This is a genomic window from Paenibacillus sp. lzh-N1 (genome assembly GCF_002872435.1).
GTDB lineage: Bacteria > Bacillota > Bacilli > Paenibacillales > Paenibacillaceae > Paenibacillus > Paenibacillus polymyxa_C.
This window is the reverse complement of record NZ_CP025696.1, coordinates 2,460,331-2,472,235: the sequence shown is the minus strand read 5'-3', so window position 1 is coordinate 2,472,235 and position 11,905 is coordinate 2,460,331. Positions and strand designations below refer to the sequence as shown.

The following is an 11,905-nucleotide window of genomic DNA, read 5'->3' as shown; positions in this document are numbered from 1 at the left end:
CTGACTTTTAGATGTGTGATAAATAATTTTTCTATAGAGATTTCTGGACTACTCCAGCTTTTTAGTAATCTAACTTTCGACAAAATAGCGTAAATTATAAAGGTTGCGTATTTGGTGAGATTATACCATCCATTCTCTTTGAAAAACAACACTGCTGTAGATAATGGCGTGTTAGAGTTATCTTAAATTGGGTTGCTTTCATTCTTAAGGTGTATTAATGTAACTGAAAACACCCGCTACATAACAGACCTCATCATTCGTGAATATCCGCAAGCCATGGGTCGTCTATGATTTCCATAAACTTTCTTGACTAAGTTGTGATAATCGAAGTTTCTTTCTTTGAAAAAATTCATGCTTCCATTTGTCTTTCTCCAGCTTGGTCAGTATATATTTACTCGTTATATTTTTTAACTGACGCAACCGATCGATCTCAGACTTTTTAAAGAAACCTTTTGCAGCATATTCCATCACTACCTCGTAATTAATACGTCCAGCACAAACTAAAGAATCCACACTTAATTGATCCAGTGCATCGATGACTTTAAGCTGCGGACTTGGGATCACTACATTCAAACTTCCAAAAGAAAGCTCTATTCGTTGAATTCCCTCGTTTATTTCTCGTACCGCTTCTTTCCGCAACGTATTCCACCGTTGTAATTCCTGATCATAAAAGAGGCGGATTCTTTTCCACTCCTCAATCTGCTGTACAATGTCTAACTGTTTAATGGCTGTCTCAAAATCCCTTAACTCCCCAGCATCGATCCATAATGATTTTTTGGGTGAAAAACGTAAGTAAGGCTGTTTTAGAGTTGAAAGCTGTTCAAGTTTCTTTTGTTCCTCGGGTAGAAGTTGTCCCATGAAATGTTTAAAACCAGAGGAAGCAATCCATAGCTATTCAAAAAATCGAACAGATTTCTCTTGTCTTCTTCATAGGTATGTACTGAGCAAAACGTTCCCACAACTCTCTGCTCTAACCATACCATGCGTTTCAAACCTAGACTCTCTTGATGATTCATCACACTATTACGTAATATCGCCAGCTTCTTTTCTCTCCGTTTTAAATTTTTATAGTTCCCCTCCTTAATAAACCGCTCAAGTTGATCTAAATACACTGGTACATCGCTCCTTGTATAAATGCATATCTGCGGTTATCAATTGCTTTCTCTAAAAAAATGGGACCCTACTCGTTATTTTTTATGATCTGCTTAGCTAGTTTCATCAGTTGAACGCTCTGGACATACTCATCCAAGTTAAGACCTTGCAATGAATCTCTTACAACAATTCTGCATTCTTCAAGCTCTTCAGAATCCGTTTCTAGGTAAATGTGCTTCAAGTCAGTTGGAGTATATTGAATACGAATATTCCATCCCCCGTCTCTTTGGGCAATCTCAAACCAACGTTCTCGTATGGCCTTGGAACACGTATAATAAAGATGCTGATATTGGATACCCAAAGGTGTCACTGAAGCAAAATCATACATTTTCAAACAATCTGATATCAGGGGCATCATCGTTCCTCCCTTTAGCTTATATCTTCATTTATTGACAATAAGATTTTTTTATATTCATTAATAATTAAATATCCGAATACCAATAATATTGAATAGATTTTACCTTAGAAATGTACTCAACACTTCATTCAGGGTAGAGTCAGCTTTCGTAATGAGTTTCGTCTCCGAGTTTTGCGTATGACAAAACAACATTCCAAAAGGAGGAACTCCAGATTGTACTATTCAATTGTTCATAACAGTAGATACTGTGTGGTGTTAAGGGATGGGGTCGCTGAAGCATTCATCATGGAGCTTCCAACTGAAGCACTTGCGGACGAAGTCGCTTTTCAACTCCAAATAGCGTGGTACGATGGAGAGTCTTGTGGAAAGGATAAGATGAAAAAACAACTTGATCCAGATGGCTATCATTTAGAAATCAGTAACGCCATTAAACACATTAAAAATAAGAGTCAACGTGAGCGGAAACAACATCATGACGACATGGAAGAACAACGTAGATCGCAGCAAAAGGAAGTCAGACAACAAGTATTACATTTGAAGAGATAATTTCCTATTGGGTCCGTCATTAAATCTCGAATGCTAAAAATAGCATTAATCCATGCTTCTTGAAAGAAAATAAGGACAATCTCCCTTAGGAAATTGTCCCTGTACTGTATCGATTAAATTACTTGGATGGATAAAAACCTTTCAACACATCACGCATTTCTTGCTTGATATTGATATCCGGACGTTTTTCTTTGGCCAAGGCTTCCGCCTCTTCCACTGTGGTAGCTAAACCCAACTCAAGTAACACTCCCGTTGCTACGGTTCCTGTACGATTCCGTCCGCCGGCGCAATGGAAATACACGGTCTTCCCGCTGTTCACTGCTTCTTTTACCGCCTGAATAGCAGCTTGCACAGAAGCCTCCTGCCCAGTCTCATGTTCCACAATCGGATAATGGTGACGTGTTACCTTTGCCGGAAAGCCCTCTGCCTCTGTACCGTTATCTCGCAGATCAAAAACATCTGTGATCTCTTGCTCCCGAAGAACTTGAAGCAATGCACTCTCTCCGCCAATATATACTTTGTTCTCAACAAGCGCATGATAATTCACCTTAATCATTCTCCCTCTATCCAGTTATAGCAGTAACTGCTATTCTCCGGTTTCTGCAAATTGTTTAATGCGTTCTCCTACCTGGTCACGAACCCGCTGAAAGACGCCCCATTTCTCTTCTTCCGATCCTTCAGCTTTGGCCGGATCATCAAATCCCCAATGCTCACGGCGAACTTGTGGAGGAGTGATAGGGCATTTATCAGCCGCGTCCCCGCACAACGTCACCACCAGATCGGCGCTGTTCAGCAAGACAGGATCAATAATATCCGAAGTTTGACCAGAAATATCGATATCTACTTCACTCATCGCTTGCACCGCTTTAGGATTAAGGCCATGCGCCTCAATGCCTGCACTATATACGTTCCAATTGTCTCCTAGATATTTCTTAGCCCATCCTTCTGCCATTTGACTCCGACAAGAATTACCAGTACACAAAAAGTAAATTGTCTTTCTCTCCATGGGAAACGTCTCCTTTAATGTTCAATTATGAAATGACTAACCACAGATACAAGCCTAATAGCGTAATAAAAAGAGTAGGGATCGTTAAAACAATGCCTGTTTTAAAATAAGTTCCCCAAGATATTTTCACACCTTTAGAGCTAAGCACATGTAGCCATAGCAAAGTGGCCAATGAACCAATCGGGGTTATTTTCGGACCCAAATCCGATCCAATTACATTAGCGTAAATCAGCGCTTCTTTGACTATTCCAGTCGTATGGGTGGCATTAATGGCAAGCGCATCAATCATGACCGTAGGCATATTATTCATCAACGATGAGATAACCGCCGCGATAAAACCCATGCCCATGGTGCCTACAAACATACCTTGATCGGCAGCCGCTTGAATCACATGAGCCAGCAGATCCGTCAAACCGGCATTACGCAGACCATACACCACTACATACATGCCGATAGAGAAAAATACGATAGCCCATGGAGCACCCTTGATGACTTCTTTCAACGGTACCGCAGGACTTTTTCTCGCCAGCAACAGGAAAAAGATGGCTATAATACCGGCTACGACTGAGACAGGAATACTAAAAAATTCGCATGCAAAGTAGCCAACCAACAGCACCGCGAGAACAATCCAGGACATACGGAACATTTTTGGATCTTTAATCGCTTCTGTAGGTGCCATTAATTGTGCGTCATCAAACGTTTTTGGAATCCTTTTACGGAAAAAGAGATACAGTACTACAATACTAGCCAATAAGGAAAATAAATTAGGTACAACCATACGACCCGCATATTCCATAAACGTGATGCCAAAAAAATCGGCTGATACAATGTTCACCAGGTTGCTGACCACAAGTGGAAGCGACGTCGTATCCGCAATAAAACCACTCGCTATGATGAACGGAAAAACCATTTTCTCATCCAATTTAAGTGCTCGAACCATCGCTAGAACAATGGGTGTCAGAATTAAGGCCGCACCGTCATTCGCAAAAAAAGCAGCGACAACAGCTCCAAGAATAGTCACATACACGAACATGCGGGTTCCGCTTCCCCTTGCAGCTCGTGCCATGTGAAGCGCCGCCCATTCGAAAAATCCGATTTTATCAAGCACCAACGAAATCAAGATGATGGCCACAAAAGCCAGGGTTGCATTCCAGACAATCTGAGTCACTTCCCAAACATCATGCAAATCGACGACACCTACCAGTAGAGCAAGTACAGCTCCTCCGCAGGCGGACCAGCCAATAGACAAATTTTTAGGCTGCCAGATCACCAACACTAAAGTGGCTAAAAATATAATGCATGCCAACCAAACCAATGTTCAAAACCTCCATTACCCGTGATATCTATAGTTCTCATCTTCTCGTTTTACTGATTCCTCCTCTTTCCATAATCTTATAATCATATACTTATATTGAAGACAACATTTATCCCCGGCAAGGAGATAAACTGAACAATCTTTAGGAAGAGCAGCCTGAGGAATCCGGTCCACAAGTTGCTATGGGTCCCTCTTTATTCAGCCATTTTAAAATCCGCTTTGAATCCGGCATACACTCAAGAACAGCTTGAATATGCGGTTTGTCGTCTACGTTTAGGGAATAGTATACCCACTGACTTCGTCTTTCTTCTTTTACCATCCCTTGCGACTTTAATTTTCTCAAATGTTGGCTAATGGCGGGCTGCGACATATCAAAGATATCTACAAATTCGCAGACGCACCATTCTCTTTCTCTTAATAGAGAAAGCATCGCCAGCCGGGTTTTATCCCCCAATAGCTTTAAATGATCGGCTACATAACCAAGTTGCTCCAATGCGTAGCCTCCTTCCATTAATATAACTGTATGCTTATATGCTAATTCAAATTCATTTTGAAATCAACCAGGAATATTACTTGCAATTTGCAAATTAATAATATATAACTAAGGCATGAGGTGAAACATACATGGAAAATACACGAGAGTTATTTCAAAACATGACCCGTCGTTTAGGCTTACTGAACAAAAACTGTTGTACGGTGGGTGGGCACGACATTTCTCCGGTTCAAAGTCATATTCTTTATGAAATTGATCGCCAGCATAAACCCTCCATGCAGCAAATTGCTGAAACCCTTGGAACCGATATCACCACGTTTAGTAGACAGGTTCAGAGCTTAACCAAGATGAATCTGGTTGAGAAAACGCCGGACCCTAGTGATCGTAGAGTCTATACCTTGTCCCTCACCGTGGAAGGTAAATATGTAGCGACCACCATTGACACACAAATGAATGACTACTTAAACGAAGTTTTTTCGTATTTGACCGACTTTGAACGAGAAACGGTGATACGGTCCGTAAAACTCTTTAATGATGCTATGGCTAGATCCAGCAAATGCTGTTTTCCGGTGAAAGGATAATAGTCACTCCTTATACTTGCAAATTACAATTATCGAATTCATATCGTTGGAGGTATTAAAAATGAATGAAAACATCTATGTTGCAGAATACCTGATGAAAGCTCATGAACTGGAAAAGCAGCACCGATCTCAATCTGTTTGGAAATGGTCACATGCAAATTCTAAAAAAAGCCGGTTGTCTTTTGACTTTTTTCTTCCTAAACCAGTGCAAACCTCCATCTGCTGCGCGCCTTGCTGCTAACTAAAACATAATAGCTGTTAAAATTCTGTTCCATCTATCCAATTTAAAGGAGTGTTTTGCAATGAATAAACCTACGAATGATGAAATCCGCCAAAATGTACGGAAGCATTACCAACAAATTGCCGTTAAGGAAGTCAATCCCCCCGCAGCAGGTAGCTGCTGTGGGGCCCCGCCTGATGTGGATGCCCTCTCTTCACAAATGGGTTATTCCACAGAGGAATTAACAGCTGTTCCCCAAGGAGCAAATCTCGGTCTTGGCTGTGGTAACCCGCAAGCTATTGCTGAATTAAAGACTGGTGAAATCGTCTTAGATTTGGGCAGCGGCGGTGGATTTGACTGCTTTTTGGCCTCACGACAAGTAGGAGAGGACGGTAAAGTCATCGGAGTCGATATGACCCCAGATATGGTCAGCCGGGCCCGCAGTAACGCAGCTAAGGGGAATTTCACAAACACTGATTTTCGTCTAGGAGAAATCGAACATCTGCCAGTAGCAGATGGCACAGTAGATGTGATTATCTCCAATTGTGTAATCAACCTTTCACCGGATAAACAGCAGGTCTTCAACGAAGCCTTTCGTGTTCTGAAATCGGGCGGCAGACTAGCAATTTCCGATATCATTACTACTGCAGAGCTTCCTTCTGAAATAAAAAATGACCTGAGCGAGTTGTATTCCGGCTGTATTTCCGGCGCGTCTTCATTGGAAGAAGTGAAGTCCATGCTTCTGCAGAGTGGATTTACGAGTATTAGCATCGAGCCTAAAGATGAGTCCAAATCATTCATCAAAGATTGGGTACCTGGTGCAAACGTGGATAATTACATTGTTTCTGCGATCATAAAGGCCAAGAAAGCCTAATGTGCTTATGGGTGGGGGATCAGCATGCCAATATTGAACGTTCGAACAGCAACCTCAGAAGATCTGGACCGTATTCTAGACATTTACAATCAGGGGATTGAAGATCGGATAGCTACACTAGAGACGGAAGCCAAAGACTTCGATTATATAGTTAACTGGTTTAGAGAACATCAAAATCGTTACACCGTATTGGTCGCAGAAACGGATGGGATCGTGGTTGGCTGGGCTTCTTTGAATCGTTATTCTCATCGTTGTGCTTATGATGGTGTAGCAGACCTATCGATTTACGTAGACCGAACCTTCCGAAGTAGAGGCGTTGGTAGTACGCTTCATTCGGAATTAGAGAAAGTGGCCAAGAAAAACAATTTTTATAAGATCGTCCTATTCACCTTTCCCTTTAATGAAAACGGTCAGAGGCTTTATCGGAAGATTGGTTACCGTGAAGTCGGTATTTTTGAAAAACAAGGGGTTATGGACGGCCAGTATATAGACGTTATGATTATGGAAAAATTGATATAAACCATATGGATAGCAGGACTTGTCCAAATGGTCTTGCTATCTTTTCTTTAACAACCATTTGCGTGAAATGTAGCAAACAAGTAAAGGAAAGGCTCCTCACTTTGAGTTCATCGTGACTTTAAGATTATTATCCATATTTGACCAACTTGTAACTTCACCATTTAAATCGAATTGAACCGTCGAAAAACCATATCCCCACCAATCCCTAATCACGGATGTAGGGGTACCCATGGCATGAAGCACTTGCTGTTTGGAGGACCCTTTCGTAAAAGGAGCTGCAGTTTTTATTCGTGGACCCATAAATACATTTAAGTTCTCACTAATGTTTGACCAACCAATAACCTCTTCACTACTTGAATTAAGCTGTACTGACGAATAATCGTAGCCCCATGAGTCACCAATGATAGACGTCGGGGTACCCATGGCATCAATTACATCCTGGATAGAAGATCCTATCGTAAATGGTGCAGCCCCCTTCTTTTTGGGACCCATAGATACTTTCAAATTATGGTTGATATTATTCCAACCAATGACATGGTCATTAGAGTCTAATACCACATTTGATTCCCCATAGCCCCATGAGTTTCCGATGATTGACGTCGAAGTTCCCATAACATCGATCACCTTTTCCTTTGGAGATCCTAGAGTAAAGAAATTAGTATTTTCTTCTATAACCATGCTTTTCTCGGAAGAAGCTGTCAACTCCGTCTCATTGCTTACCATATCTGAAGATGCAATCTTCTCACTACCATCATTATTGATCTTTTGAGATTCGTTAACAGGACTCGGAGAATCATGCCCGCTGTCTCCTTCATTTCCAAAGCCAGTTTGACTCGAATCATCGATTACTTGTGGCGTATCTGAGACTGACTTTTCATCTGGGTTACCTATATTTGTACTTTCATTCACCTCAAAAGTAGGCCCATTTCCTAATGAAGAATGCCCCCCCTTTGAAAATCCAGAATGTGAAGGTGTATAGGATGGTGAATGATTAAAATATATCAATAGTCCAAATCCCACTAGAAGTGGAATCCCCCGATAATCGTAAATTATGCTAAAGGCGACACCCAACCCATTTAAAAATGCTCCCCATATCTTTGATAATTTCGGTTGCTCCGGTAATACTTCATCGAGGAAATGTCTCTTCCTTTTATAATCAGCATGCGTGTAATCCAGAAACAATTGATGCTCCGCTTTTACTTTCACATGATGAGCATAGCTTGTAGCACCTATTTTGTTCATCAAATGATGATATGCTTCGCTCATTGGGAGGTCAGGTTTCAAACTGTTAGGAGTCTGCATGGAGGTTTCCAGATTGAGAAAATGGCGAAGAACTTCGTTACGTGCCATAGCCGTAAATACTTGAATTTTAAACAGTCGCGGTGTGTTGCGGTAAACGACGCTATTTTCGACAAACAGTTGGTTCATTTGTAGTTCTTTTCTCATCGCTTCACGTACATCTGTTTTAGCAAGTTCCAATATAGCTCCGTCCAACTTTCTCTCTCCCGTCCTCAGATCAAATTTTATTTATAATAATTGTCGTGTACCCATCTCTGTCGGACGGATCATATGTCAAATGTGAACCTAAAACATAATTATAGAAGGTTTTTCAAAAGTAAGTCCCCAGCTTAGTTCATTTATCTCTATACCGTTTTAGCTTCAAATTTACAATCTCCCCTATTTCCTCTTTGTCAGCAAAGTCCAACTTTCGAAATCCTGAGATTAATTTTGATTCAAGATCATCTATTTTAACATGAAATATTCCACTATAAGGAATCGCCACCTCGTCAAGCAACAACCAATCTAAATCTACGTCGAAATTTAGTTTTAGGGCAATTATGGTTTCTAAGGATGGTTTGTACTTATCTTTTTCCAATTCACTTAAAGTACCCTGAGAAACACCAATAGTTGATGAAAAGTCAGTTTGATTAAGCATATTTAATTTTCTTATACTCTTTATCTTTTCGCCCAAAGACTTCATTATCTCACCTACTATCCATAAATTATAAATATTCTAAAATCATAAAATAAATACTCAGATTATAAATTTTGTTGTATTTAAACATAAAAACAATTATTACAACCCATTACATATCATTACAAAAGCTTTTGATTTTTCATAGTATTTTTCAACAGAGACTTGAAATTTTCCTGCTCCAAATCACTAAAGAGTACTTTTGATACAACTACAGGAAGGGATTTGAGGGTATTTGATTCGTTATGTAACTTATGCTCGTTCTGACTAAGGCCAAGCAGTTCCCCTTCTTAATTTAATAAAAAAGCCCGATGATACTTGCTCATCGGGCTTTTGTTAAATACTTACTAAAAAGGTGATATTATTGTTATCTGATATTAATAATTAGTACACAACTTTATTGTCTATTTCTCGATTAGTACACAACTTTATTGTTTAGTACACAACTTTATTGTCTGTACACAACATTAATTTAGAATTTTATTAATGCTTATTCTACAGTAACACTTTTCGCCAGGTTACGTGGTTTATCAACATCATGACCCAGTGCAAGTGATGCATAGTAGGCTAACAATTGGAGAGCTATAACTGAAATGGCAGCCGACAGAATCGGAAGTGTTTTTGGAATTGCAAATACTTGATCCACGGATTTCAGTAGCTCAACAGCGTGCTCTTCATACGTGATTGCAAGCACGTCACCGCCACGAGCTTTAACTTCCTTAATGTTGCTCACGGTTTTTTCCAACACGGATTCCTGAGTTACCAAAGCGATAACTGGAATTCCCTCTTCGATCAATGCCAGTGTACCATGCTTCAACTCACCCGCAGCATATGCCTCGGAATGAATGTAGGAGATTTCCTTGAGTTTCAGGGAACCTTCCTGTACTACAGCATAGTCCTGACCACGACCAATAAAGAACAGGTGCTTGTTGCTAGCGATTTGCTCAGCATAGGCTTTGATCGCATCTGCTTTACTCAACATCTCTTCTACTTGCTCTGGCAGTGATTCCATAGCAGCCAGCACATGAGCTACTTGCTCATTCGTTTGTGTGCCGCGTACTTGAGCCAGATACAGACCCAACAGATAAAACGCAATCAACTGGGAAGAATACGCTTTGGTGGAGGCTACGGCAATTTCCGGTCCTGCCAGTGTAACCAACACATCATCTGCATCACGGGCGATGGAACTACCAACTACGTTTGTAATCGCCAGTACATGCGCTCCGTTTGCTTGTGCTTCACGCAGTGCTGCCAAGGTATCAGCAGTTTCACCGGATTGACTCACCACGATCACCAATGTCTCAGGTGTTACGATAGGAGAACGGTAGCGATACTCGGAAGCTACATCGTTTTCTACCGGAATACGAGCCATACTTTCAATAACCGTACGACCAATCAAACCAGCATTGTAAGCTGTACCACACGCTACAATTTGAATGTTGCGGATATTTTTAATTTGTTCTTCTGTCAGCTTCAGCTCTGGAAGAACAACCTTTTTAGTGTCTTTATCGATACGGCCCAACATTGTATCACGGTAAGCCTTAGGCTGTTCGTGAATTTCTTTCAACATGAAATGCTCATATCCGCCTTTTTCCGCTGTTACAGCATCCCATTCGACATGAATCATTTCCCGAGAAATAAATTGGCCTTCGATTGTCATTAATTCGACAGCATCACTAGTCAGAACAGCCATTTCGCCATCGTTCAAAATAAATACATTGCGTGTATATTTCAGAATAGCCGGAATATCGGAACCGATAAAGTTCTCGCCTTCTCCCACACCAATAACCAGCGGGCTGGCTTGGCGAACAGCTACCAGCTTATTAGGCTCGTGCTCGGTCAGCACTCCCAGTGCAAAAGCACCGCGCATAAAGGTAATTGCTTTTTGTACTGCTTTAACAATATCTCCTTCATACTCACGCGCTACCAGATGGGAAATAACTTCTGTGTCCGTTTCGGAAATAAAGGTATGACCTTCGCCGATCAGCTGTTCCTTCAGTTCCAGATAGTTCTCAATAATTCCGTTGTGAACTACAGAAAACTTTTGGCTCTCATCCAAATGTGGATGGGAGTTTTCATCAGAAGGTTTACCGTGTGTTGCCCAACGTGTATGTCCGATGCCTGCATGGCCTACCAACGGTGTACCATCCAGTTTAGCTTCCAGATTCGCTAGACGACCTTTTGCCTTGGCTACTTGCAGTCCTGAATCTGTAAACACGGCAATACCCGCAGAATCATACCCGCGATACTCCAGCTTCTTCAGTCCGTCAATCAATACCTCTTGCGTATTCTGATTACCAATATATCCTACAATGCCACACATATTCGTTATCCTCCCGATCATCATTTCACAAGACGACTCATCACAGGACTAACGTGTGCGGTAGATTGTGGAATAAAGTTCATTCATCTATGAAGTTGTCAATGATAACTATAGAATTTACAGGCATCTCTTCACGAATGTAACGAAATTCCCAAACCGCGCACGCCAATGATGATGGCCGCACATTCATGAAATGAATCTTATAATTTAGGTTATAAAATAATTTGGGCATCTACCGGTGCGTTGTGTAAACAGTTGCCTGTTCATTTTCCGCTGCCGGTTTACGGGTTGATGCTTCACCGGAAGGTCCCCGCCGAATGTTTCGAACACCTTCACCTCGTCAGCTTGCTTTGTCGTGAACCGATGCGAGCAATATCATCTCAACGGAATCTATTGCTTCTCCACCAAGTTCCCCCGCACAAAATCAAGCTCTGGCGCTTGTATTACGTTACCTCACAACCCTCGCTTTCTCTATTTGAGTCACAACATCCCTATATTATATTCAGCAGAGCATCATTTGGCAATGACACTTTATTCATAATT

The 11,905-nt window shown here is 41.1% G+C and carries 14 protein-coding genes; 5 read left to right on the top strand and 9 right to left on the bottom strand.

Annotated elements, in window-relative coordinates; genetic code table 11:
- Window positions 1-285: 285 nt before the first annotated feature.
- Together C0638_RS11290 and C0638_RS11285 are read right to left on the bottom strand one after the other, a co-directional pair.
- Complete coding sequence (locus C0638_RS11290; RefSeq protein ID WP_058710346.1) at window positions 286-858, bottom strand: hypothetical protein; 573 nt, start codon at window positions 856-858, stop codon at window positions 286-288.
- A 322-nt stretch (window positions 859-1,180) separates the two neighbouring features.
- Complete coding sequence (locus tag C0638_RS11285) at window positions 1,181-1,510, bottom strand: hypothetical protein (protein WP_153008809.1); 330 nt, start codon at window positions 1,508-1,510, stop codon at window positions 1,181-1,183.
- A gap of 213 nt (window positions 1,511-1,723) precedes the next feature.
- Between C0638_RS11285 and C0638_RS11280 the strand changes: the two genes are divergently transcribed.
- Window positions 1,724-2,056, top strand: coding sequence for a hypothetical protein (locus C0638_RS11280; protein WP_058710344.1), 333 nt, complete (start codon window positions 1,724-1,726; stop codon window positions 2,054-2,056).
- A 118-nt stretch (window positions 2,057-2,174) separates the two neighbouring features.
- Here the strand turns inward: C0638_RS11280 and C0638_RS11275 are convergent, their stop codons facing one another.
- From C0638_RS11275 to C0638_RS11260, 4 genes are all read right to left on the bottom strand, one after another.
- Entirely contained in the window at window positions 2,175-2,612 is a 438-nt protein-coding gene (locus C0638_RS11275; protein WP_058710343.1) for a protein-tyrosine phosphatase family protein, read from the bottom strand.
- Between the two features lie 30 nt (window positions 2,613-2,642).
- Window positions 2,643-3,062: an arsenate reductase (thioredoxin) gene (gene arsC, locus C0638_RS11270; protein WP_058710342.1), complete on the bottom strand. Its 420-nt coding sequence runs from the start codon at window positions 3,060-3,062 to the stop codon at window positions 2,643-2,645.
- Between the two features lie 25 nt (window positions 3,063-3,087).
- Window positions 3,088-4,377: an arsenical efflux pump membrane protein ArsB gene (locus tag C0638_RS11265; protein WP_058710341.1), complete on the bottom strand. Its 1,290-nt coding sequence runs from the start codon at window positions 4,375-4,377 to the stop codon at window positions 3,088-3,090.
- Between the two features lie 142 nt (window positions 4,378-4,519).
- Entirely contained in the window at window positions 4,520-4,870 is a 351-nt protein-coding gene (locus C0638_RS11260) for an ArsR/SmtB family transcription factor (RefSeq protein ID WP_058710340.1), read from the bottom strand.
- Between the two features lie 131 nt (window positions 4,871-5,001).
- Between C0638_RS11260 and C0638_RS11255 the strand changes: the two genes are divergently transcribed.
- The 4 genes from C0638_RS11255 to C0638_RS11240 all read left to right on the top strand — a co-directional run bounded on the left by C0638_RS11255 (window position 5,002) and on the right by C0638_RS11240 (window position 7,064).
- A complete protein-coding gene (locus tag C0638_RS11255) occupies window positions 5,002-5,451 on the top strand; it encodes a MarR family winged helix-turn-helix transcriptional regulator (protein ID WP_058710339.1) in 450 nt (149 codons plus the stop codon).
- 61 nt (window positions 5,452-5,512) lie between these two features.
- Window positions 5,513-5,692, top strand: a complete 180-nt coding sequence (locus tag C0638_RS11250; protein WP_058710338.1) for a hypothetical protein — start codon at window positions 5,513-5,515, stop codon at window positions 5,690-5,692.
- Between the two features lie 61 nt (window positions 5,693-5,753).
- Window positions 5,754-6,545, top strand: coding sequence for an arsenite methyltransferase (locus tag C0638_RS11245; RefSeq protein ID WP_058710337.1), 792 nt, complete (start codon window positions 5,754-5,756; stop codon window positions 6,543-6,545).
- Between the two features lie 24 nt (window positions 6,546-6,569).
- Window positions 6,570-7,064, top strand: a complete 495-nt coding sequence (locus tag C0638_RS11240) for an arsinothricin resistance N-acetyltransferase ArsN1 family A (RefSeq protein ID WP_058710336.1) — start codon at window positions 6,570-6,572, stop codon at window positions 7,062-7,064.
- A 96-nt stretch (window positions 7,065-7,160) separates the two neighbouring features.
- Here C0638_RS11240 and C0638_RS11235 read toward each other — a convergent pair whose 3' ends face one another.
- The 3 genes from C0638_RS11235 to glmS form a co-directional block, all read right to left on the bottom strand.
- A complete protein-coding gene (locus C0638_RS11235) occupies window positions 7,161-8,558 on the bottom strand; it encodes a hypothetical protein (protein ID WP_058710335.1) in 1,398 nt (465 codons plus the stop codon).
- A 139-nt stretch (window positions 8,559-8,697) separates the two neighbouring features.
- Window positions 8,698-9,045, bottom strand: a complete 348-nt coding sequence (locus C0638_RS11230) for a helix-turn-helix transcriptional regulator (RefSeq protein WP_058710334.1) — start codon at window positions 9,043-9,045, stop codon at window positions 8,698-8,700.
- Window positions 9,046-9,529: 484 nt separating this feature from the next.
- Window positions 9,530-11,362, bottom strand: coding sequence for a glutamine--fructose-6-phosphate transaminase (isomerizing) (gene glmS, locus C0638_RS11225; protein WP_058712328.1), 1,833 nt, complete (start codon window positions 11,360-11,362; stop codon window positions 9,530-9,532).
- Between the last annotated feature and the right edge of the window lie 543 nt (window positions 11,363-11,905).